The sequence below is a fragment of the Halococcus dombrowskii genome (assembly GCF_022870485.1).
In the GTDB taxonomy this organism is placed as follows: Archaea; Halobacteriota; Halobacteria; order Halobacteriales; family Halococcaceae; genus Halococcus; species Halococcus morrhuae.
Genome location: NZ_CP095009.1, coordinates 167,424 through 193,320, shown reverse-complemented (window position 1 = coordinate 193,320; position 25,897 = coordinate 167,424). Strand labels below are relative to the sequence as shown.

At 58.4% G+C, this 25,897-nt stretch carries 16 protein-coding genes, 1 tRNA gene, 3 rRNA genes, 1 pseudogene and 1 CRISPR repeat array; of the genes and pseudogenes, 8 read left to right on the top strand and 13 right to left on the bottom strand.

Annotation, left to right across the window (positions count from 1 at the left end; all coding sequences use genetic code 11):
• Positions 1-2: 2 nt before the first annotated feature.
• The 4 genes from cas7d to cas6 form a co-directional block, all read right to left on the bottom strand.
• Positions 3-989 (bottom strand): type I-D CRISPR-associated protein Cas7/Csc2, encoded by a 987-nt coding sequence (gene cas7d, locus MUK72_RS19025; protein ID WP_244706722.1) that lies wholly within the window; start codon positions 987-989, stop codon positions 3-5.
• 2 nt (positions 990-991) lie between these two features.
• The gene (gene cas10d / locus MUK72_RS20295) at positions 992-1,429 is read right to left on the bottom strand and encodes a type I-D CRISPR-associated protein Cas10d/Csc3 (RefSeq protein ID WP_280518338.1); all 438 of its coding nucleotides are present in this window, start codon (positions 1,427-1,429) and stop codon (positions 992-994) included.
• A complete protein-coding gene (gene cas10d, locus MUK72_RS19020; protein WP_280518337.1) occupies positions 1,426-3,927 on the bottom strand; it encodes a type I-D CRISPR-associated protein Cas10d/Csc3 in 2,502 nt (833 codons plus the stop codon). The genes cas10d (MUK72_RS20295) and cas10d (MUK72_RS19020) overlap by 4 nt, the downstream gene beginning before the upstream one ends.
• Before the next feature lie 387 nt (positions 3,928-4,314).
• Positions 4,315-5,163 carry a CRISPR system precrRNA processing endoribonuclease RAMP protein Cas6 gene (gene cas6, locus MUK72_RS19015; protein WP_244706720.1) on the bottom strand — a complete coding sequence of 283 codons (849 nt, stop codon included), beginning with the start codon at positions 5,161-5,163 and terminating at the stop codon, positions 4,315-4,317.
• Between the two features lie 174 nt (positions 5,164-5,337).
• On the opposite strand from cas6, the gene csa3 reads away from it, so the two are divergent.
• Positions 5,338-5,970 (top strand): CRISPR-associated CARF protein Csa3, encoded by a 633-nt coding sequence (gene csa3 / locus MUK72_RS19010; protein WP_244706718.1) that lies wholly within the window; start codon positions 5,338-5,340, stop codon positions 5,968-5,970.
• 117 nt (positions 5,971-6,087) lie between these two features.
• Positions 6,088-8,522: a CRISPR direct-repeat array (repeat unit 37 nt; unit sequence GTCGCGACGCGGTAGAAACCCACACCGGGATTGAAAC).
• Between the two features lie 249 nt (positions 8,523-8,771).
• Here csa3 and MUK72_RS19005 read toward each other — a convergent pair.
• Positions 8,772-10,334 carry an acyl CoA:acetate/3-ketoacid CoA transferase gene (locus MUK72_RS19005; protein ID WP_244706716.1) on the bottom strand — a complete coding sequence of 521 codons (1,563 nt, stop codon included), beginning with the start codon at positions 10,332-10,334 and terminating at the stop codon, positions 8,772-8,774.
• A gap of 102 nt (positions 10,335-10,436) precedes the next feature.
• The gene (locus MUK72_RS19000) at positions 10,437-10,781 is read right to left on the bottom strand and encodes a hypothetical protein (RefSeq protein ID WP_244706714.1); all 345 of its coding nucleotides are present in this window, start codon (positions 10,779-10,781) and stop codon (positions 10,437-10,439) included.
• A gap of 82 nt (positions 10,782-10,863) precedes the next feature.
• Here MUK72_RS19000 and MUK72_RS18995 point away from each other — a divergent pair, with 82 nt between their 5' ends.
• Complete coding sequence (locus MUK72_RS18995; protein WP_244706366.1) at positions 10,864-12,033, top strand: ISH3 family transposase; 1,170 nt, start codon at positions 10,864-10,866, stop codon at positions 12,031-12,033.
• 176 nt (positions 12,034-12,209) lie between these two features.
• On the opposite strand, the pseudogene MUK72_RS18990 reads toward MUK72_RS18995, so the two are convergent.
• Positions 12,210-13,547 (bottom strand): annotated as a pseudogene (locus tag MUK72_RS18990) (Na+/H+ antiporter NhaC family protein); the annotation flags it as partial.
• A gap of 308 nt (positions 13,548-13,855) precedes the next feature.
• Here MUK72_RS18990 and MUK72_RS18985 point away from each other — a divergent pair.
• The 3 genes from MUK72_RS18985 to MUK72_RS18975 all read left to right on the top strand — a co-directional run bounded on the left by MUK72_RS18985 (position 13,856) and on the right by MUK72_RS18975 (position 15,467).
• Entirely contained in the window at positions 13,856-14,131 is a 276-nt protein-coding gene (locus MUK72_RS18985; RefSeq protein ID WP_244706712.1) for a hypothetical protein, read from the top strand.
• 185 nt (positions 14,132-14,316) lie between these two features.
• Positions 14,317-15,057 (top strand): class I SAM-dependent methyltransferase, encoded by a 741-nt coding sequence (locus tag MUK72_RS18980; protein WP_244706710.1) that lies wholly within the window; start codon positions 14,317-14,319, stop codon positions 15,055-15,057.
• Between the two features lie 128 nt (positions 15,058-15,185).
• Positions 15,186-15,467, top strand: a complete 282-nt coding sequence (locus MUK72_RS18975) for a hypothetical protein (protein WP_244706708.1) — start codon at positions 15,186-15,188, stop codon at positions 15,465-15,467.
• Positions 15,468-15,615: 148 nt separating this feature from the next.
• Here the strand turns inward: MUK72_RS18975 and MUK72_RS18970 are convergent, their stop codons facing one another.
• Entirely contained in the window at positions 15,616-16,785 is a 1,170-nt protein-coding gene (locus MUK72_RS18970) for an ISH3 family transposase (protein ID WP_244698896.1), read from the bottom strand.
• A 177-nt stretch (positions 16,786-16,962) separates the two neighbouring features.
• On the opposite strand from MUK72_RS18970, the gene MUK72_RS18965 reads away from it, so the two are divergent.
• From MUK72_RS18965 to nucS, 3 genes are all read left to right on the top strand, one after another.
• Positions 16,963-17,415, top strand: a complete 453-nt coding sequence (locus MUK72_RS18965) for an HVO_A0114 family putative DNA-binding protein (protein ID WP_244706706.1) — start codon at positions 16,963-16,965, stop codon at positions 17,413-17,415.
• Between the two features lie 213 nt (positions 17,416-17,628).
• Positions 17,629-18,189 carry a TATA-box-binding protein gene (locus MUK72_RS18960; RefSeq protein WP_244706464.1) on the top strand — a complete coding sequence of 187 codons (561 nt, stop codon included), beginning with the start codon at positions 17,629-17,631 and terminating at the stop codon, positions 18,187-18,189.
• Between the two features lie 280 nt (positions 18,190-18,469).
• Positions 18,470-19,231 (top strand): endonuclease NucS, encoded by a 762-nt coding sequence (gene nucS / locus MUK72_RS18955; RefSeq protein ID WP_244707201.1) that lies wholly within the window; start codon positions 18,470-18,472, stop codon positions 19,229-19,231.
• Positions 19,232-19,657: 426 nt separating this feature from the next.
• Here nucS and rrf read toward each other — a convergent pair.
• From rrf to MUK72_RS18930, 5 genes are all read right to left on the bottom strand, one after another.
• Positions 19,658-19,776 (bottom strand): 5S ribosomal RNA (gene rrf / locus MUK72_RS18950).
• Positions 19,777-19,908: 132 nt separating this feature from the next.
• A 23S ribosomal RNA gene (locus MUK72_RS18945) occupies positions 19,909-22,844 on the bottom strand.
• Between the two features lie 206 nt (positions 22,845-23,050).
• A tRNA-Ala gene (locus MUK72_RS18940) sits at positions 23,051-23,122 on the bottom strand.
• Positions 23,123-23,275: 153 nt separating this feature from the next.
• Positions 23,276-24,749, bottom strand: a 16S ribosomal RNA gene (locus tag MUK72_RS18935).
• Together the 16S, 23S and 5S rRNA genes with 1 tRNA gene alongside form the textbook arrangement of a ribosomal RNA operon.
• 749 nt (positions 24,750-25,498) lie before the next feature.
• Complete coding sequence (locus MUK72_RS18930; protein ID WP_244707199.1) at positions 25,499-25,747, bottom strand: DUF7692 domain-containing protein; 249 nt, start codon at positions 25,745-25,747, stop codon at positions 25,499-25,501.
• Positions 25,748-25,897: the final 150 nt, after the last annotated feature.

Here is a 25,897-nt window from a genome sequence, read left to right as displayed (position 1 = left end):
CCTTAGGCAGTCTGTTCGAGGAATGCGCGCGAGGCGTCCAGTTGCGTTTCGAGGACGTCAGCGAGCGAGTCGCCGGTCGCGGCTTCGAGCAGGTCGTTGACGGTGTCGTCCGGGACGTGTTCGAGGTCGAGTCCGCCGTGCTCGGCATCAATCCGATCATCGAAGGAGGACTGAAGGAGTTCGCCAACAAGTTGCGGGTCGTGTGCCGCCGACGTGATGACGTCTTGAATTGAGTCGGCGGTCGTCTCGTCGCTGTTGCGGAGGCGGGTGACGACGTCTCGAGTCAACCCGAGGTTCGCCGGACCTTCTTCGCTCCCCGTGTAGACGCCGAGGACATGGTTCTTGACGCGACCGAGACGTGACGTCGCGGCACCGTAGCGTTTGTTCTTCGCCGTGACCCCAAGGACGAACGCGAGTTCCTCGGGCGTCGCATCCCGAAGCGTAATAACCGACGGGAATAGCGTTCCGGGCTCGAAGAAGTCGGGTTCGCGTATCGTCGCTTCGGCGGTCTTCGCGTAGTCGTCCCCGGGCGCGTTCTGGAACTTCTCGTCGATCGTCGCGGTTGCGTCCCGGAGCGTGTAGGCGGTATCGTACATCACACGGGACGTGATCGAGAGCTGTTTGTCGGCGTCGTCGCTTGCGGCGCTCCCATAGAGGATGCACTCGACGCAGTCCTGGCACATGCCGTTGACCTGCATTGTACACTCCGTACCGAGGAGGTCCCGCTGGAGGGACTTTCCGAATCGTCGGTCGCTCCCTGTCTGCTTGCGCATGAACATTAGGCCCGGCGAGTACGTCTCACGATCGTCGCCCGATCCGACCGCGACGTTCGCGAGGTCAGCGCTCTGCCCGTCAGTCGTGAAGATTGCGTGGCTCTCCAGTTCGCGCAGAACGAGGACGTTCGTGAAATTGTTCTGCGGGGCAATCGTCATCTCGTCTCGGGAAACGGTACCGCGCTTTAGTTCGGGGTAGGTATCGTAGTCGAACATTGTCAGTTGGTCTCCGTCGTGTTGTCGGTCGTGTCGCGCTGCAGTTGGATCGTCGCCGCGTAGAAGCCGTCCGCGAGATTGTTCGCTCGCCGCTTCAACAGCGACGGCTTCCCCTCACAGCGGTCGACAAGGAGTCGCTGCGCGAACGCGTCCGCGTACCGCTCGATACGCTCGTTCAGCTGGTCGCCGCTCCGACTCTTCTCAGCGGGTACCGGCCACACCTGTTCGCTTCGCTGGTGGAGTTTTTCGAGCCGGCCAGCGACGAGAAGTGCCGCCTCGTCGGCACTCAGCCGAAACTCGTTCGAGTCCTTCACAGCTTTCACTGATTCGCGGAATACTCGCTCGATGGCGTACGGCTTGTCGTTCCCGTACGCAGGCCGTATCGCGTCGTAGGCAAGTTCCGCGAGCTCAGTCACGTCGTCTTTCGTCGTGTTCGTCATTCGTGGATCACTGTCATTGTATCCATATCGTTCGTCGGATTTCCGTACCGGTCGAGGTAGTCCGCTTCCTCGAGCAGGTACCGTGCGATCCCGCCGTCATCGGAATTCTGCACCGCTCGTTTCAGTAGATACGATCCAGGGAGCGGTTTGTTCCGGACGATCCGGAGATACTTTGCGAACCGGGCGTCGTCGCGGGCGAGCGCGTAGCCAAGTTCGATTAGGGCGGCGGCTGCCCCGAGCCGATTTCGGAGCTTCGAGAGTGGAATTTCTCGGCCGTAAAACCCGTTCACGGTCGTGAACCCGGCGTCAAGATTTATCATCTCCGGGAAGTCGCGTCCCCGGACCTCCGGAATCGGGGACTGTGAGACGTACGCTCGCAGCCCCATCGTCGACGCGACCGCGAGACCAACGAAGACACCGAAGAACTGGAATTCCGTCTCGTTGTCCTGTGGCTTGTAGAACGAGAGCGTCTGTGTCCCGAATCCGGCGTCGGGGTCGAACCCGTTTTGGAGTTGCTCGATCATCGAGCGGCCGCCCACGTCCTCGGCTTGCGTCGCTTCTCGGAGGACCGTCGATACCGACTCGGAGATTGGCGTCTCGTCCACTTGGTCGCGGTCTTCTCCGGTAGTCACGACATCGAACATCGCGGAGGCGAGACGACCGATTCGGGTCATCGCTTCCCCCGTGAACCGCGCGAAGATCTCGTCGGCGTAGAGATTCCACATCATCGGCGTGTAGAAGTAGTCCGGCACGAGATGGACGAAGATCCGGCCGGCGTCACGTCGACTTGATCCGGTCTCACGGAGAGAGAGCTCGATCTGACACGGCGTACAGACGAGGAGTTTCTCGGGCTGGCCGGCATCGGCGGGGATCCGGTTCGAGTACCCCGCTTGGAGCGTCGTGAGCGACTTCGGCGCTTTCATGTCGCTCTTTCGGGTACTCGTCGTCCCGCGGTTGCAGAACGTACACGTCTTCCCCCGACGAGTCGCGTGGTGCTCCTCGAACGGATCGGAGAGTTCGTCCATTTCCGTGGTCGGTGGGGACGCCTGACCACCGACGCGGAGGACATCACCGATGTACGCCCGGAGTTCGGTCTCGAACTGGCCCGTGTGTGCGCCCATGACGACATCTTCCCAGTTGTCAGGGAGAGCGTCGAGATTCGTGATGAGGCGTTTCACAACCTCGCCCGGAACGTCCTGCCAGCCCTCACGACGCGCCCGATCGGCGATGTGTTGCCCGACCGCGTACGCGTAGTCCCACTTCCCGCCGGCCGTGAGGTCGATGTTCTCGTTATCACGAATCTCCCGGAGGCCGTCGAGAACGCCTTCATCGATGTCGAAGAGCCGACACGTAACAGTGAGAGCGTCCTCGTCTGTCAGGCCGGCATCGACGAGCGGATCGACGAACGCGCGTTTGAACGTGTACACCAGCCGCGCGTATCCAGGGGCGACTCGTGTCGTCGTGTCGATGTCGATCGGGAGACGGTCGTTCAGCGTCTCCATCGTCTCCGCCATACTGTCAGTCGGACCCGAGTCGGGGTCCGCGTCCTGCTTCGCCTTCAACGCGGTCGCGTAGAGGAGGTTCCGTGCACCAGCGTAGAAGAAGTCTTGATCGTTGATCGTGTAGAACCCCTGCGACTGCGTCGAAAGGTTATCCGCGAGCGCGCTATGACTGTCGTACGCATCGTGGGATTCGGGGATGTCATCCCGAAGTCGGTCATACACGTCGCCAATCAGGTCCTGGTCGACTGCCGGTTCCGGGGAGTCCTCATCGGTCAGGTAGACGCAGCCGTCTTGGTAGATGAGGAGCCGCTCGTATCTGAAGCGTTCTTCGAGGACGTGGCTGACCGCACCGTTGAGGAGATTAGTGAACACACCCTTCACGTCGTCAAGCGTGTGGTGCCGGAGTTCGAGGTCGGTTCCGGGGTATGCGACTTCCAACCCCGTCTGGTTCCGCTTGACCGTCGCCGCTTCTGGCGTCTCGCAGGACGCGAACGCGTCGGCGAGACGGACGTATGGTCGGAGGCGGTCGTACGTTCGGGTGGAGTGCTCCGGGTTCGAGTTCCATGTATTTGCGTGGTCGACCGCGCACGCGTGGAAGGTCGCAATCCGAAGGTCGGGCGCGAACGCGTCGACATTGAGAGCGTCGACGAGGTCTGCTACCTCGTCCTCATCTATATCGTATTCCTCGTCCATTTCCTGCTCGTCACAGAGCTTGTGGAGATCGTGAACGGCGAACAGCGCGACGACCTTTCGAAGTTCGTCGTCGCTCAACTCGTAGGCATCGAACGACGGCGCAATTTCGTTCAGTCGCACGATAGCGAACACGCCGTTCCGGACGTGGTTGAGCATCGACTGGTCGGTTAAACCGTATTCGACGCTCTTCGCCGACTCGAAAGACCACCCGACATCGAGAAGGAGAGGGTCGAGGTCGGCGAGGTACTCCGCGAGGACGGGGTGAAGATCCCGATTGCCCCAGATCGATGTGCTATCGGACACCAGTGTTTCCCCTGTTAGACCTTGACCGGTCCCCGGTTCGAGCGAACACGCCCCCGTAAGAAGCGTCGTATTTTTTGCCCGTTGGTCGACCAGCCGGTCGAAATCGTCGGTCTACTGGATGGCGATACGTCTGGGTTCCCGTTCTGATACGGAAACTCGCGCTCAAACGCTCCACGAGTCCGGGGTCATCTGACCTTCTTAATTTTGTCTTAGCTATCATGCTCCTCGACATGTGGTTCACACTGGAGATACAAAAATCCCTAGTGGCTCTTGTATGGGTAGCGCCAGACAGAACCTTCGAGTACCTCGGGGAACGTACTTCTTGGTGCGACCCCTGAAAAAATCCGAACGGAATTGAAACCTTGTCTGGGTCGCGCACATACCCTCTCATTCTTTCACCTCCACAGAGACCGTCCCACAGCCGCGCGAGACGAACGCGCCGACGCCGGCGTACTCGCTGAAGAGCGCGAGCGCCGTCACCGCGGTCCGGATGGCTTCGCTCGCGTCCTTGAACTTATACGTGCAGTCGGCGGTGAACCCTTGGCGGAGGATCGGACCGCCGTCCTCGCCACGGTTGACGAGGACGCTGTCCGTCTCGTAGGTGTCCGCATCGGGTTTCTCGATGAGGTTCGTCCCGAAGTCCTCGCGGGTCATCGCGATCTCGAACTCGTCCGCCCGCTCGTCCGGGATAGTTGCGTTCCACTTGCGCAATACCGAGGCGAATATGTATTGTCTCGCGGGAAACATGTTAGTTATCTCGCTATTCTCTTTGACGCACGTCGGTGTCTCGAAGCGGACCTCAATCTCGAAGGTGTCGTGGTTCCGAGCGACGATCTCTGAGGCTTCTTTGAGGAGGTCCTCGTGAGTTGTGTTCGTACTCGCGAAGTCGCGCACGCGGAAGTCGCCGTCCGTGAGTTCGAGCGTATCGTCGCTGAAGACGAACGCGTCAGCGAGTGCTTGGAAGACCTCTTGGTCGCGGGGGTCAGCGACGCCCAACTTGAGGTCGTACGTCTCATCGCGGATCACGCGTTTGTGGTGGTCGCGCTGGCTCCCGTCGAACGTCCCGAGGAGGCCGCTGTTCGTCAGACTCCCGATCGAAGAGTCATGGACGCGCGTGCTCACGTCCTCGTCGACGCCGTCGAGCGCCGCGAGGACCGCACCGTAGATGTGGTAGCCGTTCGCGGTCGGCACCGGGAACGAGCCCTCCGGCTCAAGCGTCAAGTCGATCCGACGCATGACAACTCGCGACAGTAGGCATTCGTGTGTTGATTCACGACAATATCTGAAACGGTCATCCTCTTGAATCTTTTTACAACTTCGGGAATGTATTCAGTTATTCGGGATCGTAGCCAGACGATTACGCAATTACGAAGCCAAACCGTTTAGTCGAACACGACTGCAGTCAGAGGTATGCGGACGTACGTCTCCACGATTGGACACTACAGCCCGCGGGTAATGCGCCCGATACTCGATAACGGCCTCGACGCCGAGGACGTCATCGTGCTCCTCCGACCGCGCGGCGACACGAGTGATAGGGCGAAGAGCGCTATCCAAGATGTTGTCCAGACCGTCAACGAACTTGGTCCCGAATCGGACATCGTTATCGAGGAGATTAGCTACGAGGCGTTCGAAGCCGCTGTTCTAGAATGCGTTGACATTCTTGAAGCCGCCGAGGGGACGGTGGTACTCAACTTCGACGGGGGGCCGCGGGAAATCTTCCTCCCGCTGACCGTCGCCGCGATCGCCAGGCCGAACGTTGTCGATCTTGCACTCCAGTTCAGGGACGTCGACGAGGAGATCGAAGAGATCGGTCTCCCGAACCTGATGAGTCGCCCATCCGACGCGACCCTCGACACGCTCCGGTATCTCGTCTCTATCGACAAGAGTACGACACTTCCTGAAATGTCCGACGAGGCCGGGAAATCGAGGAGTACTGTCGGCCGACACCTCGACGCGCTCGAATCCGATGGTGCCGTTGAGACATGGATGAAGGGCAAAACCCGCCACGTCGCACCGACACTCGCCGGCCGACTCCACGCATGAGTGTCAATCTTCGTCGACCCTTTTCAAAGCCGTGTACAGCTAGGATCCACGAATAACTCCCACGTTTTCGCATCTCCAGAGAAAACTATAGGTGCTATCCCCGAGAAAACACCCCCTGTCGCGACGCGGTAGAAACCCACACCGGGATTGAAACAGGTGTTTTCGCGGGGGAGTGGTGGCGGCGTCTCGGGGTCGCGACGCGGTAGAAACCCACACCGGGATTGAAACGCCGTTGTACGTGAACGAGGCGTGCTCGAATCCGCTGTCGCGACGCGGTAGAAACCCACACCGGGATTGAAACGGCGACGACGAACCATCGAGTCTATCGGGCGAATACAGTCGCGACGCGGTAGAAACCCACACCGGGATTGAAACAGATCGTCGTCGAATGGGCTTGGACGCACGAGGCGGGTCGCGACGCGGTAGAAACCCACACCGGGATTGAAACTGGAGAGGTGAACGACACGCAAAGCTAAGAGTTCAAGTCGCGACGCGGTAGAAACCCACACCGGGATTGAAACATGGCGGGCAACGGCGAGCAGGCGACCGCACTCGCGTCGCGACGCGGTAGAAACCCACACCGGGATTGAAACCGAACATCGCCTGGAGGTTCGTCTGTTCGCGGCCGGTCGCGACGCGGTAGAAACCCACACCGGGATTGAAACTGATACCGACCGGAACCGCGCCGGCCGGTGCTCTGTCGCGACGCGGTAGAAACCCACACCGGGATTGAAACCGTCATTGGCCGTCACCGTCCCGCCACCCGCTCGGGTCGCGACGCGGTAGAAACCCACACCGGGATTGAAACTCATCAAGGCTGCGGAAGGACTCTACGACGGGTTGGTCGCGACGCGGTAGAAACCCACACCGGGATTGAAACAGCGCGTTCGGCTTGCTGGCGGAGCCAGCGCTTGAAGTCGCGACGCGGTAGAAACCCACACCGGGATTGAAACCGGGTTTGTCGCCTCGCTCCGCCCTCTCCGAGCGGGTCGCGACGCGGTAGAAACCCACACCGGGATTGAAACAGAACACGGCCGTCGACGACGCCGTCGAGAAGGTCGCGACGCGGTAGAAACCCACACCGGGATTGAAACCGATCGAGAGCGGTGAGGCAGGTCCGTGGGCCTCGAGTCGCGACGCGGTAGAAACCCACACCGGGATTGAAACCGAATGAGTGAGGACGATGGCAGTAGTTCGGGCCGCGTCGCGACGCGGTAGAAACCCACACCGGGATTGAAACCGCACGTCATCGCGGCCGCGAGTGGTGTCGAGAGCAGTCGCGACGCGGTAGAAACCCACACCGGGATTGAAACGAGGTTGCTTATTCGACAATCGGTGCGAGCGGGATAGTCGCGACGCGGTAGAAACCCACACCGGGATTGAAACATGAACTGCATCCGTGGCGGCTATCACGGCGGCGATGTCGCGACGCGGTAGAAACCCACACCGGGATTGAAACATGAACTGCATCCGTGGCGGCTATCACGGCGGCGATGTCGCGACGCGGTAGAAACCCACACCGGGATTGAAACAAGCCCGACGCGATGGTGGCCGAACCGGCGAAGACGCGTCGCGACGCGGTAGAAACCCACACCGGGATTGAAACAAGCCCGACGCGATGGTGGCCGAACCGGCGAAGACGCGTCGCGACGCGGTAGAAACCCACACCGGGATTGAAACGCCGGCCGAGATCGGCGTATGCTCGCCGTGCGGCGTCGCGACGCGGTAGAAACCCACACCGGGATTGAAACAGGATGTCGGGTAGCACGGTGTGTTCGTGCAGTCGTGTCGCGACGCGGTAGAAACCCACACCGGGATTGAAACGGCCAGCCGTTGATGACGAGCGACTCCCACGCAGGTCGCGACGCGGTAGAAACCCACACCGGGATTGAAACTTGCCGTCGCGGCCGGGATCGTAGTGGCCGCGCTCCGTCGCGACGCGGTAGAAACCCACACCGGGATTGAAACACTCGGTCGGGTTCGGCGACTTTCTCACCAGCAACGTCGCGACGCGGTAGAAACCCACACCGGGATTGAAACCGAGCGCTACAGTGAAAGCAGAACTGCGCCTCCCCAGGTCGCGACGCGGTAGAAACCCACACCGGGATTGAAACTTGAACGTCTCCCGCGTGTCGATTCGGGTGGTGAGGGTCGCGACGCGGTAGAAACCCACACCGGGATTGAAACATGGATGGGCTCTACGCGAGCATCCTCCCGTCGCTCGTCGCGACGCGGTAGAAACCCACACCGGGATTGAAACCGCTCGGGTGCTCGCCCCGGCTCGCGTTACTGCGGGTCGCGACGCGGTAGAAACCCACACCGGGATTGAAACTGCATTCCGTTCATTGCTGTTCCTGAAGCACCGTCGCGTCGCGACGCGGTAGAAACCCACACCGGGATTGAAACGAAATCGCAAACGACCCCGAAGTGAACGGAATCGGACGTCGCGACGCGGTAGAAACCCACACCGAGATTGAAACCACTCGTTCCACCGAGCCGTCCGCGACGACGACGGGTCGCGACGCGGTAGAAACCCACACCGGGATTGAAACAGTTGGTCCTGAAGAGCAGGGTTTGGCATTCATGACGAGATTCGGACGTTGATCAAGATGTCCAGAAGGTACTCCTTTCTGACCCCCGGTCCAGAAGCCCCGATCTTCATATGGTTATCAGGGCACCAGAAGGGAATGAATTCACCCGCTATCTACGCCCGCGTCATCCTCTACGATTCGAACTCTCATCCGACTCAGACTCTCGTTCGCACCCTGTACGCCCGCCCCATCTCAATCGGGAGCAACGCCTCACTCGACGTATCTACGAAGCGCGAACGTCGATTCCTCAAACAGCGCCTGCGGCATCTCTGAAACCTCGTCGGCGACGATCGGATCGAATCCCATCTCTCCGAGCACCTCCCTCTCGATGTCGATTCCCGGGGCGACTTCAACCAATACAAGGCCCGAATCGGTCAGTTCAAAGACTGCCCGCTCGGTGACGTACGTAATCGGCTGGTCGATCTCAACAGCGTACTCGCCACTGAACGTTACCTGCTCAACCTGCTCGACGAACTTGCGGTTCGTTCCCTCACTTCGAATCTCTATCTCGCCATCGCCAACAGCAACGTCGAGGTCACCTGCCGTGAGCGTCCCACAGAAAACCACCTGCTCAGCGTTCTGTGTGATGTTGATGAAACCCCCACAGCCCGGGATATCGGCACCGAAGCGACTGACATTGACGTTGCCAGCGGCATCGATCTGTGCCATCCCGAGGAAGCCGATATCCAGCCCACCCCCATCGTAGAAGTCGAACTGCTCAGGTGAAGTGACGAGCGCGTCGTGGTCGACAGCCGTCCCGAAGTTGATGCCACCCGACGGTGATCCGCCGATAGGGCCTGCTTCGACGGTTTGTGTGATTTCATCCCCGACGCCAGCTTCGGTCGCGACCGTCGGGACCAGTTCCGGGACCCCGACCCCGAGATTGACAACCGCGTCCGGAACCAGCTCCATTGCCGCACGGCGTGCGATGACCTTCCGTTCGGTGAGTGCTGGCCGATTCTCATCGCTATCGCTCTCGGGGACCCGAATTTCACCACTCAGTGCACCACTGTAGTCTTCGCCGTACGTCTGGCGGTGGTGGGACGGTGGAGCATCAACGACCGTATCCACGAGGATCCCCGGGAGGTCCACCTTACGTGGGGAGATCGTCTCCGCCTCGGTTACACGCTCGACCTGTGCAATGACCGTCCCCCCGGAGTTGTGTGCAGCCTGTGCAGTCGCAAGCATATTCGCCTTCAGCGCCTCCCGTTCCATCGATATGTTCCCATTTTCATCGGCCGTCGTCCCACGTACCAGGGCCACATCAAGCGGGATTGAGTGGTAAAACAGGTACTCCTCGCCGCCGAATTCCATGACCTCAATAATGTCCTCTGTCGTGGCATTGTTCACTTTGCCACCATCCTGTCGCGGGTCGACGAACGTCCGCAATCCGACGTTCGTGATCGTTCCCGGTTTGCCGGCAGCTGTGTCACGAAGCAGGTGGTCCATCGCCCCGAATGGGAGGTTGTATGCCTCAATGTCACCCGCGGCGATCTGTTCCATCAACTCCGGAACGAATCCCCAGTGGCTTCCGATGACGCGTTCGAGCATCCCGTCACGGGCGAGATGCGAGACTCCTCGCCCCTGCCGGTCGCCTTCGGCAGCAGGATGATACAGCGTGAGATCACCCGGGGATCCGGTTTCATTGTAGCGGGTTCCCAGCGCCTCAAGGAGATACTCTGGTAGACCAACGGCGACGAAGCCACCGACTCCGACGGTATCACCCGTCTCGACTTGTTCGACGGCTTTGTCGACTGAGCACACGATGTCCATCGTATTTGCCTGTTGTCGGCGGCCGATATACCTTGCTGTCCGGCAGATTCACGAGAGTTCCTGACCGTGGGCAATCTTCAGAAGATAGTGTGAACTGCGTATTCAGCCACTGAATGCGGCCAGTGCCAGCACCGATCCGAGATAAGCGATCGTCACGACTACCGCAACTACCGATACCATGTTCACAAGCTCGAAGTTCGCCGATGCTCGCTCCACCAGTCCGGTTGAGGAAGATTCAGCATCCGAACCGAACTCTGACGTGCTTTGCTCGACTTCTTCGACAGTCGGCATTACTGCTGGGAGATCCTTTCGACGGGCATCAATCGTATTGAAGACAAATACGCTTCCAACGGTAACCACAAGCGCGATCGGCAAGATCACAATTGGTGAAGTCAACCCCAATGCATACAAGCCATACATCGCGACCGCGACACCGCCACCAGTCAATGCAAACGGAATCTGAGTGTTGACGTGATCAATATCAGTACCTCACAAAGCTGGTTATGTGAAGGGGCTGCTTGGTGGATTGATGGAGGCCAACCAAGCAGCCAGTGAACTCACAGAGGACCAGGTCCTTAACTTTCTCGTCAACACCCTCGACGAGGAGATCGATATCGAACTCGGCGAAAACGCCGATATCGATTCCGAGGACATCTGGGACGTCCTCGTCGGCGCAACAGCCGACGAGGACTCGGTCAGCCACCTCTGCGAGATTTCAGAGGACTCACCGCATGGCAATACGATTCTCCACCACCTTCGGACGAAGTTCGAACTCTCTGAGCTCGAACGAGTCGGCAAGACACTCATCCAGCAGGATATCCTCGAACTGCTTCCGGATCGGCCGGTGGAGGTCGTCGCCGACCTCCATCTCCGTCCGTACTACGGCGAGGAGTACGAATCTAAAGATGAGCTCTACAATTCACTCGCTAAAGCCGGAACGACGACGTTCCACGGCTATGCCACGCTCTACGCCCGCGTACGCAACAAACGCTATACGCTGGCGGTGCGCCGTCTGACCGACGGCGACACCGCCAGCTCGATCCTCGCGGAACTACTCGGCGTGCTCGACGGCCTTGACCTCGAAGTCAAGGCCGTCTACCTCGACCGCGAGTTCTACGATACGTACTGTTTGACGCTGCTTGCTGCCCACAACTACGCTTTCGTCATGCCGATCGTGAAGTGGGGCGAGAAGATTCAGAACGAATTGAGCACAGGCTGGAGTCGCGTGATCGATCACGACCTCCAAGGCGAAATCGACGGTCACACGTGGACCGTCGATTTCCCGGTCTATATCGACTGTACGTACCAGCAAGGGAAGTACGATGAGGAAGGTGTGGCGCGTCACGGCTACGCCGTCGACGCGCCGTTCATCGAGACGCCACGCCAAGCCAGGAAACACTACAGCCGTCGATTCGGTATCGAATCGTCCTACCGTCTGTCTGAGCGAAGTGTAGCGAACACGACGACACAGAATCCAGCGGTGCGGTTCCTGTACGTGCTGATTAGCTTCCTCCTCCAGAATGCGTGGCGGTATCTCCACTGGGAGTACGTGGCGTCGCCGCGCCGAGGCGCGCGACGCCTCTGGTCATGGCGATTCGATGAATTCCTCGGAATGGTGCGTCGTGCAGCGGAGACGGCACTCGCTGTACGTCGCGCCGTCCCCGCAAACAAGCCTCCGGACGACCGTTTCGAGCGCTAACCCACCGACCGGGAATGCCTGCTCGATGAGTGGCAACACCGTCGCGTCGGCGGCGTTCCGCCGCCGACTGCGACAGGTTCGATGCTTTCGGTGTTGAACCTCGCCCTCAGCAGTTGCTCGATACCGACTTCTCCACTAAATTCACGCCTCAGAAGCAATCAACTGGCGTGCTTTGTGAGGTACTGAATATGATCCGATCCAGAGAAGATCGACGACATGACTGTGGTATCGCTGATCGGTGAGCAGTGATCACCCATGATAGCTCCACCGAGGAGCGCACCCAAGAGCACCGGAAGGATTTCTGCCCCTACCGTCTCGTAACCCAGTGGCAATGCAAGTGGCGTGACGATCGACATTGTCCCCCATGAAGTACCGGTCGTGAACGCAATGAATGCGGAGATGGCGAATATCAGAATTGGCAGCGTCTCGCCGGGCAGCCCGCTCCCGGTCACGACGTTGATGACGTACTGAGCCGTCCCAACCTGTTCGGCTGCCAGACCGATCGTCCACGCGAGAACGATGATCGCCACCGCAATCATCATCGTCTTAAATCCATCTATAATCGTATCGCTCGCCGTATCGAGATCGAGCGCCCCAGTGGCCACGGTTCCAAGAAACCCAACGACGGCGAACGCAAACGCTGAAAACAGCAACGCTCGGGCGATGTCCGTCTCCTGAAACGCTTGAGCAAGACCGACAGTCGGCGACGCACCACCACCCAGCCACCACATCGAAACGAGTCCAGCAACGATGAGTGCAACAATCGGCGCAAAGAAGTTCACTAACGTCGGATTCATTTCGCTTGGTTCACCGACGTCAGAACTGACGTTCGAAAGCGGTGATGCTCCCTCTCGCATCGTTTTCCGTTCGCTCCGTGCGCGCCACTCTGCATCCAGCATCGGTCCGTAGAAACGTTGAGTAATAGCGATGATCCCCACCATGAGGAAGGCCATAAGACAGTAGATGTTCCACGGGATGCTTTGTAGAAACAGTTCATATGGAGATGCGCCGATGGCGGCGACAGTCAAAGTGCCGGCAGTAATGACCTGTGCAATGACCGATACCTGAAATCCGATCCAGTTCGAGATCGGTCCGAATGTCGTCACCGGCGAGGTTGTTGAGTCAAGCACGTAGGCATGCATTTCACGCGAAGAGTATCGCGAGTTGGAGAGTTCCTTTGTCGCGTTGCCCGTGATGATCGTACTCGTGTACGAATCGAAAAAGATGAAGATCCCGATCAGCCAAGTGAGTATCTGCGCGTCACGGGCGGTTTCAACCTTCTCACCAACCCACTGTTCAAGCGCAAGGATACTACCGGATTTGTAAATGAATGCTGCACCCGCTCCCATCAAGAGGATCAGGACAAGAAACGTCGCGTTGAACGGATCGCGAACGGTCTCAACGATCCAGTCAAGCGAGAGAGCTGCCGCCGCGATTGGATCACCCGAGGTCGCGATCAACGCCCCTGTCCAAATACCGGCATACAGTGAGATGAGTACTTGCCGGGTCGCCATCGCAAGGATAATTGCGACTAATGGTGGTGCGAGAGCCAAAACAGCCGGATTTGGTATTGGCACACTGGCAAATCTTACCAAAACATAATAATACTTGTGCATGTAATTTCGTTCCAATAAACAGAGATTGAAAAGGAGATCCTCAGCACAAGCAGCCGTACGATGTCAAATTGCGACCTGTATCCTTTCGATTGGAAAATGGCTTCAGCAGCCAGTAGTACGCTCTGGTTAGGCCGGAACCGCCGAAATCATCCGCTTTCTCAGCCGACAGCTGTAATACTCCAGCACGGCCAACCTCCGACTGAATTGTGACTCGCTCACCGTCTGATCACTCACTCGCCGATCTCGCTGATCTCGTTGCCGAGCAATTCAGCGACTACCGACACTCCGAGGAATTCAACGAGCTCTCGCTCGTCATCGACAACAGCGACCGGGAACGCTCGACTCTTATCGATCATATCGATCGAGAGCAAGCAGCCGAACTCGCCGACCGCGTCGAAGCGTTCCTCCGCGATCACGGCGCACACACGCAGCGCGAGCGCGACGACGATTCTGACATCCGCGTTCTCGCAACGTTCGAATAGCGACTCACGGCTATGCTTCCAAGTTGAGCAATCAGCAGTGAACAGAATCGGGCGCGAACGTCTCTCGTATCTTCATCTTGTCACCAGAATCACTTGAATGACCAGCGGCCAGATGACAGAACCCTGCCCAGCGATACCAGGATACTGAAGAGGTCTCCCGGCCAGTCGCACGGCACGGAGAACCAATGTACAACTTCGGGCTGTATCACTGGCGGCGACGGCTGCGTACCATCCTGACCGCACTCGCTGTGATCCTCCCGGCCGAGATATGCCGACGAACGAGTGAATCAAGATGGGTCCGTCTGGTCGCCATGGCGGCGATGATCGGTGGTGCGGTTCGTGGAGCGACAGCGGCGCGACGGCTGCTGTCCCCACCTCCGTGGGCTCTCAACCGGGAGCCATACGCCGCGCTTGCGTCCGCGCTCCCGTTCGCACAGGCCGACCGCGCGCTCGACATTGGGTGCGGAACCGGGCGGTCGCTCGTCGGTCTCGCTCCGAGCGTTCCCGACTCGTGTACGATGCTGGGCCTCGACGTGTTCGACGACCGCATCATCCTCGGAAACGGTCCAGCACTCGCGCGGCGCAACGGCCGTGCAGCCGACGTCGACATCGTGCCCATCGTCGGCGGCGCATCTCGGCTTCCCGTGGCGACCGATTCGCAGGACGTAGTGACCGCCTGTCGGGTGCTCCACGACCTTCCTGCGGCGGAGGTCGATCCGGCACTCCGCGAGGCGCATCGCGTCTGTGCACCGCAGGGAACGCTCGGCGTGCTCGAACTCCCGATCGTTCCCGAGGATACGACCGCAACTCCTGAAGAATACTGGCCCGAGCACATCTCTCGGGCGGGCTTCACCGTCACAACGGTCGAACGGGTGGCTCGGAAGGGACGAGCCGAACCGTACGTCCTCGTCGTCGCTACGCCCTAATGATGGCCTCTGGTATGACAGCGAGCTTGGCGATATCCGATCATACCATTCATCCCAGCCATTGATCAGATTCGTTGGTGTCCGCACCCACGAATTTAAGGCGTTGGTGTTCGTACCGACGGTAGAGGATGGCCGATGATGAGAGTCCCGAGGTGGTCTATGAGAAGCAGAAGATGGTGCGGGCGGGCATCCTCGTCCGATACAAGTTCATCTACCCCGCCGCTATCGGACGATACCCGCCGGGCGCATGTTACGCACTCCACTACGGGATCGCCAATCCAGCCAATCCACCCGACGATGTCGAGTGGCCTATCGGCCCGAAACAGGTACGATGCTACGCTACGACAACGACCACGGCGACGGAACCCATCATCAGTACCTCACAAAGCTCGTCGGTTGACTGCTTCTGAGTGTGAATTCGGTGGAGAAATCGGTGCCGAGTAACTGCTGAGGAGGGTTGTTCGACACCGAGAGCATCAAACCTGTCGCAGTCGGCGGCGGAACGCCGCCGACGCAACGGTGTTGCCACTCGCTGAGTAGGCGTTCCCGGTCGGTGGATTACCGCTCGAAGCGGTCGTCCGGTGGCTTGTTTGCGGGGACGGCGCGACGCACCGCGAGCGCCGTCTCCGCTGCTCTCCGCACCATTCCGAGGAATTCATCGAATCGCCACGGCCAGAGGCGTCGCGCGCCTCGGCGCGGCGACGCCACGTACTCCCAGTGGAGATACCGCCACGCATTCTGGAGGAGGTAGCTGATCAGCACGTACAGAAACCTCACCGCCGGATTCTGTGTCGTCGTCATCGCAATACTTCGTTCGGACAACCGGTAGGTCGATTCGATCCCGAAGCGTCGGCTGTAGTACTTCCGAGCCTGACGCGGTGTGTCGATGAACGGCGCGTCAACGGCGTAGCCGTGACGCGCCACACCTTCCTCGTCGTACTTTCCTTGTTGGTACGTACAGTCGATGTAGACCGGGAAATCGACGGTCCACGTGTGACCGTCGATTTCCCCTCGGAGGTCGTGGTCGATCACGCGGCTCCAGCCTTCACTCAGTTCGGTCTGAATCTTCTCGCCCCACTTCACGATCGGCATGACGAAAGCGTAGTTGTGGGCAGCGAGCAGCGTCAGACAGTACGTATCGTAGAATTCCCGATCGAGGTAGACGGCCTTGACTTCAAGGTTAAGGCCGTTGAGCACGCCGAGCAGTTCCGCGAGGATCGAGCTGGCGGTGTCGCCGTCGGTGAGACGGCGCACCGCCAGCGTGTAGCGTTTGTTGCGTACGCGGGCGTAGAGTGTGGCATAGCCGTGGAACGTGGTCGTTCCAGCTTTGGCGAGTGACTCGTAGAGTTCTTCCTTGGAGTCGTACTCCTCGCCGTAGTACGGACGGAGGTGGAGGTCGGCGACGACCTCCACCGGCCGATCCGGAAGGAGTTCGAGGGTATCCTGTTGGATGAGCGTCTTGCCGACTCGTTCGAGCTCTGCGAGCTCGAACTTCGTCCGGAGGTGATGGAGAATCGTATTGCCGTGGGGTGAGTCCTCTGAAATCTCACAGAGGTGACTGACCGAGTCCTCGTCGGCTGTTGCGCCGACGAGGACGTCCCAGATGTCCTTGGAGTCGATATCGGCGTTCTCGCCGAGTCCGATATCGATCTCCTCGTTGAGCGTGTTGACGAGAAAGTTAAGCACCTGGTCCTCTGTGAGTTCACTGGCTGCTTGGTTGGCCTCCATCAATCCACCAAGCAGCCCGTTCACCTAACCCGCTTTGTGAGGTACTGATCATCGCCACGTCGGCGGAGATCTCGACGCTGAGTACGAGTTTCCAGAATCAGTGGCTGCGGTGTACGACCGCTTCTTTCGGGAAACAGGAATCGAGCCGTTCGGACCATCACCGGAGGACTACAATATATGACTGAGAACGACACCGAGAACGGACGCGAACAGAAGAGCAAGGAGCACGCTGGGACGCATCCCGACTCCGTGCCCGACGAATGGGCACGAACGCTGCGTGTCACCGTCGAGTCCGACGAGCAGAGCGATGAAGACGGAACAGATCATCCGACGCTTTCGTTCCCGGACGTGGACACCGCGACAGCGGTGTTTACCGACTCGACGCTCGCGCTCTTGCGTGCGCTGAATGTCCACGAACCAGCGAGCATCCGCGAAGCAGCGCGGTTGGTCGACCGAGACAAGAAAAACGTCCACGACCAGCTCCGAAAACTCGCTGCCCACGGTATCGTCGAGTTCGTCGAAGAGGGGAACGCAAAGCGACCGATCGTCGCCTATGACCAAATCGTCTTCGACTTCTCCGTTTCACTCAAATCTGAACGGGACCACACTGACGAACCTGCTGCCGCATAGTCCACGTCTGCTTTCTTCAATCAGTCGTGTTCGTGGGCACCTGATCAACGCGACCGTCGGAGGCCTCGGCATCGAGATATGGACATTCCCCCTCAAAATATTTTCATTCAATCCCGATTTTGCGGACTGGACATACTTCGGCGTCCTGGAATCGCTTTTATGACCGCTCTCCATTGGACCGGGTGTGACCCATCTATGAGCGACCACGAGGAAATCACTGACCCGAAGGAGACGCTTGAAATCCAAAATGTGGTCGCTTCAACAGCTGTGGGCCAGGAACTCAATCTGGAATCGGTCGCAATGGATCTCGAAGGGGCAGATTTTGACCGCGACAAGTTTCCTGGCATAGTCTATCGGGTACAAGACCCAGATGCCGCAGCACTGATCTTCCGGTCGGGAAAGATCGTCTGTACAGGTGCGGAGTCTGTTCCAGCCGTTCACGAAGCTCTTGAGATCGTCTTTGGAACACTCTCCGACCTTGGAATCGACGTGAGTGACAATCCTGACATTGAGGTCCAGAACGTCGTGACGAGCGGTGATCTCGGTGAAAGTCTGAATCTGAATGCGATTGCGATCGGTCTCGGCCTCGAGGATGTCGAATACGAACCCGAGCAGTTCCCCGGACTCGTCTACCGACTTGACGAACCTGATGTCGTCATGTTACTCTTTGGATCGGGCAAGACAGTCATCACGGGCGGGAAAATACCTGCAGACGCGGAAGCGGCGACAGAGGTGATCATCTCCAAACTCACAGATCTCGGTCTTTTTGGCTAAACAACACATCTGTAACCCAACGTCCCGTCGTTTCTGACGTTGATCCTACTCGATTACAATCTCCGATTGTGAATGATAGAATATTTATAGTATATAAATGGAGGTCTGTCTGTTTACGGGGATCCCTACCCAGTTCAAATCGCTGTCGTGAGCACTGGATTCACTAACTCCCCCTTGCAAGTACTGCGCTGAATAGGGTACAGCAGTAGGATAGGCCATCCAACCGGTAAGGGTAAAGTCAAACGAGTCGCTATGGCTTGATCGAGGCCAAACAGCCAGTATGCCTGTCTCGACGCTCACCGATCCAACGCTCAAAGATGCTCACTACCTCGTCGACACGGGCCTCAAGCACGGCGAAATGCTCACGATCGTCGGTAAGTGTGAAGTCGACTATGACGGACGCGCATCGAGTCATCTCGCGTCCGGTGAGCGGTTGGTGATTCTCAAACCCGATGGCACACTGTTGGTCCACCGCAACAAGCAGCGCAAGCCTGTCAACTGGCAGCCGCCCGGTTCGACACACAGCGCTCGTCTCAACGACGACCACCTCATCGTCGAGAGTGTCCGCAGTTCGCCTCACGAAGAACTCGAAATCACGTTCCAAACAGTTGCACAGGCTTCACGTCTCGAATTAGACGACATGTCGGAGTTCGCACTCGAAGGCAGCGAAGAAGACCTCCGCCAGCGTATTCTCGCCGATCCCGATATCCTCGAAACTGGCTTCAATGCGATGGCAACCGAACGCGAGACGTCTGCCGGACCGATCGACATCTATGGACAAGACGCCGATGGCACTCCCATCGCGGTCGAACTCAAACGCCGCCGCGTCGGCCCCGATGCAGTCGGCCAACTCAATCGCTACGTCGAAGCACTCGAGCGAAATCGCCCGGGCAAATCCGTTCGAGGCATCTTGGTCGCCCCTTCGGTGACTGAGCGCGCCAAGCAACTACTCACCAGCGAAGGTTTGGAGTTCGTCTCGCTCACTCCGGAACAGGAGGACATATCCCAGCCGACAGATTTCTCAAATGACGCCGGAAAATAATAAAAATGTCACTCCTATACTCCTTCGACCTGAGTCAGCCGAAAACACAGTTGTGTAAACTGAATTAGACCACCAGTTCTCAGTCGAGGACACAGTCTCTGATAGCTATTAGCGATCGTCCGATCCAGCAGTAGTGGTTAATCTCACACTAAGACGCACCGATGAACGGATGATCTTATTGTCGACGAAAATTAGATCAATTCGGCGAAACATGGAATGTTTGCTTCAATAGTGACCACATATCAGAGTGCAAGCGTTGCCACTCCGCGAGTGATGATGAATGAGCTACCGAAAGGGGTAGCTCAAAGTATGAATGGGAGGCGGCGAACCACTAGTTATGAGCCGTTGTAACGGAGCGGTCTCGGGTTCCACCGGGACGGACCCTGCGTGTACTACCGATTGCGCTCCTGGGCTCACACTTGGCCCCTCTTGCGAGGCAGTTTTCCCAGAGGTTCGCACACTCCAGTACTCGCTGGAACGCTGGCGGGCTTATCTGCCGTGTTCGGGATGGGTACGGGAGTCGCCCCGCCGCTGTGGCCGCCTTAATGCCGATCCGCGGAATCGAACCGCGTAACGCCGACGATCGGTGGGCCGATGCGTTCGGGTATCTAATGTATGACGTGCGATCCAGTTAGCGCCTGGACCCGTCCAGCAGGACGGATTCCAATGCGATATGACTGATGTGGCTCGGTCTGTTAGTGCTCGCGGGCTGAACGCCTCGTTGCCTCGGCGCGTACACCCCGAGTCTATCGAACTCGTCTTCTACGAGTGACCTCGGCGGTACCTCTTTTCCGGGTGGGTTTCGAGCTTAGATGCGTTCAGCTCTTACCCCGTGTCGCGTGGCTGCCCGGCACGTGCCCTCTCGGACAACCGGTACACCAGTGGCGACCAATCGTAGTTCCTCTCGTACTATACGATCGTTCCCGTCAGGTACCATGACACCCCCAATAGATAGCAGCCGACCTGTCTCACGACGGTCTAAACCCAGCTCACGACCTCCTTTAATAGGCGAACAACCTCACCCTTGCCCGCTGCTGCACGGGCAGGATGGAGGGAACCGACATCGAGGTAGCAAGCCACCCGGTCGATATGTGCTCTTGCGGGTGACGACTCTGTTATCCCTAAGGTAGCTTTTCTGTCGTAAATGGCCCGCATCAAGCAGGCTCATCCGTTCGCTAGACCGCGCTTTCGCGTCAGCGTTCTCGTGTTGGAGAGAACACTGTCAGACCACCTTTTGCTCTTGCGCTCTATTCCGGGTCTCCGACCCGGATGAGGTGATCTTCGGGCGGGCTCGATATCTTTTCAAGCCCGTACCGCCCCAGTCAAACTGCCCAGCTACCGGTGTCCTCCTCCCGGAGTAAGGGTCACAGTCACTAGTGGGTAGTATTTCAGTGGTGTCTCGGCGGCCCGCTAGCGCGGGTGCCTGCGTAATGACTCCTACCTATCCTGCACACTAGCGACCGTGTCCCAGCGACAGCTTGCAGTAAAGCTCTATAGGGTCTTCGCTTCCCCTTGGGGGTCTCCAGACTCCGCACTGGAACGTACAGTTCACCGGGCCCAACGTTGGGACAGTGACGCTCTCATTCATCCATTCATGCGAGCCGCTACTGAAGCGGCAAGGTACTACGCTACCTTAAGAGGGTCATAGTTACCCCCGCCGTTGACGGGTCCTTCGTCCCGTTGTACCGGGTGTTCAGATACCCGCACTGGGCAGGATTCAGTGACCGTACGAGTCCTTGCGGATTTGCGGTCACCTGTGTTGTTATTAGACAGTTGGAGCGTCCGAGTCGCTGCGACCTGCCTCATTCCGAGGCAGGCATCCCTTATTGCGAACGTACGGGACTAACTTGCCGAATTCCCTAACGTCGGTTGTCCCCGACAGGCCTTGGCTTTCGCCGCCACGGACACCTGTGTCGGATCTGGGTACGGACCGCGTGCGCCTTTTCACGGGCCCCAGGTTGGACCGAATTTCTCTATCTCATCGTTCACCCGCTTCGTGCCGTTACGGCTTCCACGAGTTTTGGTGATTCGACCGGGCGAGTGCCCGGCTCGGTCGACCCCGAGGCGTCGGCATGATTGCACGCGGGCACTGGAATATTAACCAGTTTCCCGATTCGTCCTACTCGAACTGCGGTAGGACTGAGGACCGGCTAACCCTCGGTTGACGAACATTGCCGAGGAACCCTTGTCCGTGAGGCCGTCGGGATTCTAACCCGACTACCGCTGCTACTGTGGCCAGGATTATCGTCACCGTTCGGTCCATACGAACTCTCGCCCGTACTTCCACCCAAACGGAGCGCCGACCTACTGGATCGCACTATACAGTGCGCCGCTAGGTCTCGGTGGTGGACTTGAGCCCCGATCATTTTCGGCGCTCCAAACCTCGGCCGGTAAGCTGTTACGCTTTTCTTAGCGGATAGCTGCTTCTAAGCTCACCTCCCGGCTGTCTATGGCTCGGAACCACCTTCGATCGCACTTAGTCCACACTTGGGGACCTCAACCAAGCTCTGGGTTGTCTCCCTCATGGTGCACAGGCTTACCCCGCACACCGCTCTCCCCGCGTCGACGGCGTTCGTAGGTTCGGAGTTCGACAGGAGGGCCGACTCCTCTCGGAGTCGGTCCCTCCAATCGGTCGCTCTACCCCACGAACTACCTCGGCGGAGGTCATGCTTCGACATGTTTCGGTCGGAACCAGCTGTTGCCGGACTCGATGGGCCTTTCACCCCTACACACTGGTCACGGGAGGGTATTGTAGGACACCATCCCTAACAGGCCTCCACGCAGCTTTCGCCACGCTTCACCTTGCCATCGTGTAGATCGTCCGGATTCGGGTCGTGTCCGCTCGACTCCCCGCGCTTGAACACGGCGGCCCTCGTACGTAGGACGCACTGCGGCCATGTCGGTTTCCCTGTGCCTTCCCCGATGCTCGGGTTAGACTCGTCAAGCAGACACACTCCCTGGCTCGTTTTTCAAAACGCACGACGGAACATCGGCTCGTCTCGGTTGCTACTGCGGGGTCGCCCCCGGGTCGTTCACTAAGACGCCTTTTATGCCCCGTCGCTCGATCGCCAACTGAGTTCAAGCCCTATTGCACCTCCCTTTGTGGGGTGCTTTTCAGCGTTCGCTCACGCTACTTGTTCACTATCGGTCTCGAGATGTGTTTAGTCTTGGCCGTCGATGCCGGCCATATTCACGAGGGATATCCAACCCCCGATACTCTGGAGCTGACGCACACCGTACTGGTCTGTGTTACGGGGTTTTCACCCTGTCTCACGCTCCGTTCCAGGAGACTTCACACAGACGATCCGGTGCTGAGAGTCAGTCCGAACACCACATTGCTCGTGGGGCAGAGCCCCGTAAGCTTCGGTTTGGACTGTGTCGCGTTCACTCGCCGTTAGTAACGACATCCCATTCGGTTTCTCTTCCTGCCGGTACTGAGATGTTTCAGTTCCCGGCGTTCCCCATTGCGCGAAGCAATTGCGGTGGGGATTCCCATTCGGAAATCTCAGGTTCTTCGCCTCCGTGCGGCTCCCCTGAGCTTATCGCAGCTTGGCACGTCCTTCATCGGCACTCGAGCCGAGCTATTCACCAGTTGGCATAGTAGCCACGGTCTTCTAATCAGAATCCATGAACCCGCTGAACGGGTCCAGTGGACGCCTGGATCGCACGTACACACAGTCTCACGGACGTACCCGAGTGTCACGAGGTACGTCTCAACCCTTCCCACTCACGCTTACACGGAGTGGTGCATCGATTTGGTCGGACTCGAATATATCACCAATCCCTACTTAAGAGATTCGATTTATACGAGTCGACGGATAGACCCACTGGGATTCGAACCCAAGACATCCTCCATGCAAAAGAGGTACTCTCCCACTGAGCTATGGGCCTGTCTCCCTTGGAACACTCGCCTATACGAGACACCAAGCAAGGTTCGTGTTTGCTGTCAGCCCTGATAGTTCGTAGGTGCCCGGTCGGCACCGCGAGTCACGAACGCGAACACAGTTGCAAATGGGTCGGGCCGTCGGCCCGATCCCGGTCTGTAGGAGGTGATCCAGCCGCAGATTCCCCTACGGCTACCTTGTTACGACTTAATCCCCCTTGCGAAGCCCAGATTCGACCGGCGTTGCGCCGGCCTCATCCGGACCTCACTCGGGTGATTTGACGGGCGGTGTGTGCAAGGAGCAGGGACGTATTCACCGCACTCTTCTGAAATGCGATTACTACCGAATCCAGCTTCATGCGGGTGGGTTTCAACCCGCAATCCGAACTACGACCGAGGTTAGGAGATTAGCGTCCCCTCTCGGGGTAGCGTCCCACTGTCTCGGCCATTGTAGCCCGCGTGTCGCCCGGCACATTCGGGGCATACTGACCTACCGTTGCCCGTTCCTTCCTCCGTCTTAGCGACGGCAGTCTCCCTAATGTACCCAGCCAGCACAAGGCTGCTGCTGGCAATTAGGGACGCGGGTCTCGCTCGTTGCCTGACTTAACAGGACGCCTCACGGTACGAGCTGACGGCGGCCATGCACCTCCTCTCAGTGGCTCAAGTAAGCTCATCAAACTGACTGTCACTGCACACTGTCGGTGCCGGTGAGATGTCCGGCGTTGAGTCCAATTAAACCGCAGGCTCCTCCGGTTGTAGTGCTCCCCCGCCAATTCCTTTAAGTTTCATCCTTGCGGACGTACTTCCCAGGCGGCTCGCTTCTCGGCTTCCCTACGGCACAGCGCTGGCTCGTAGCCAACGCCACACCTAGCGAGCATCGTTTACAGCTTGGACTACCCGGGTATCTAATCCGGTTCGAGACCCAAGCTTTCGTCCCTCACCGTCGGGTCCGTTCTCCAGAGACGCTTTCGCTACCGGTGGTCCGTCCAGGATTACAGGATTTCACTCCTACCCCGGACGTACCTCTCTGGTCTCCCGGCCCCAAGCCGACTGGTTTCCGCCGGACGTCCACCCGTTGAGCGGGTGGATTTCCCGACGGACCTGTTCGGCCGGCTACGGACGCTTTAGGCCCAATAATAGTGGCTATCACTCGAGCTGCCGGTATTACCGCGGCGGCTGGCACCGGTCTTGCCCAGCTCTTATTCTGAGACCTTCTTACGGTCACGAAAAGCGAGGACTGTATGCCCTCGCACTCGGGGTCCCCTTATCGCACTGGCGTGCAGTGTAAAGGTTTCGCGCCTGCTGCGCCCCGTAGGGCCCGGTATCTTGTCTCAGATACCGTCTCCGGGTTCTTGCTCTCACAACCCGTACCGATTATCGGCACGGTGGGCCGTTACCCCACCGTCTACCTAATCGGCCGCAGTCACGTCCTCCGGCGGCGGACCGTTTCCGACTTTCTGTATTCCAACATGAAAGCAGTATCTGGGATTGACCTCAGTTTCCCGAGGGTATCCCGGTCCAGAGGGTAGTTTGACCACGTGTTACGGAGCTATTTGCTACGGGTCTAAACCCGTACAACTAGCATGGCTGAATCGGACCCCGATAGCAATAGCCTCCGGCAGGATCAACCGGAATGTCCCGAGCACGAAGGCTCGGGGGGTTAGGCGGGAACACAAGGTTGTGTTCACCTATCGGGTTCGCGTTCGTGACACCGCGGACCGAACCGGGTGTCACCGAACTATCAGGGCTAACGTCAGATTCCATCTTGACGGCGGACCGCAGGGGCGGAATCCTCACTTCTTTCGGACCTCATCGTATACCAGTGGAACGAATAAACTCTTCGAAGCAGCGTCGGTGAGCAAGTCGATAGCAAACCGGTCCAATCTGACATTTTCAATGTTGCTACGCTCTAAATTCCTTATTGGCCACGTATACAATTGAAAGTAGATCAACTTAGGTGCGAAAGATCATTCAAACGATTGGTCGCGTCGCAAAGTCGTTTAGATTTCTTTCCGTCCTCTAACCCATGGTCAGCAGGGTTTCTCAATATCACGTTGAACGACAGATTCACCGCTTCTACCAGCTATTCACCGTTCTATCAGTTGCCAGTAGAAATTGTAGGAAACAGTACAGCAAACGAGATCAAGCAGTTTTGCGACGCCATCCGAAGATTGACGCCCACCGCCCATCAAGTGAAACGGGATCGTCCAATGACGAAGGTGAACTGTGCCATTTGCGGCGGGTACGTCGAGCGAGACACCGACCACGTTCGGGTCGAGGCAGAGCATAGACGGACCAGCGACCGCGACAGCGTGGAAGAATACGCTTTCCACACCAGCTGCTGGAATCGACTCTCGGAGGGGTGGATGGAACCTGCTTGACGGCTACTTGCGAACGCTCACATCGGTCGAGATCTCGTACTCGACGTCGACGACGCGCGTGCTCAGTATCTCGGCGAGCTCTTCGGTCATATCCGGATGCTCGACGGCCTTCGCGAGCGCCGGGAGCATCTGCTGGGTGAACTCGCACGCGCCATCGACGGCTCCGCTTCGGGTGCTCTCGTCGAGCAGCTCGCCAACGTCGTCGTAGAGGTCGATCCGCCAGGCGTACTTCCCACTGGTCTCGATTCTCATGTGTCGGCTGATTTTGCACATCGCTCTCGCAAAGCCGTTCTGCTCGGGTGAGAGAACCGGCTGCCGTCTGCCGTCTGTCATGCACTCGTCTGACTACTATCAATTCACATACACGAAATCGGCGGGTGTGCTGCTATTTTTGCACATCGA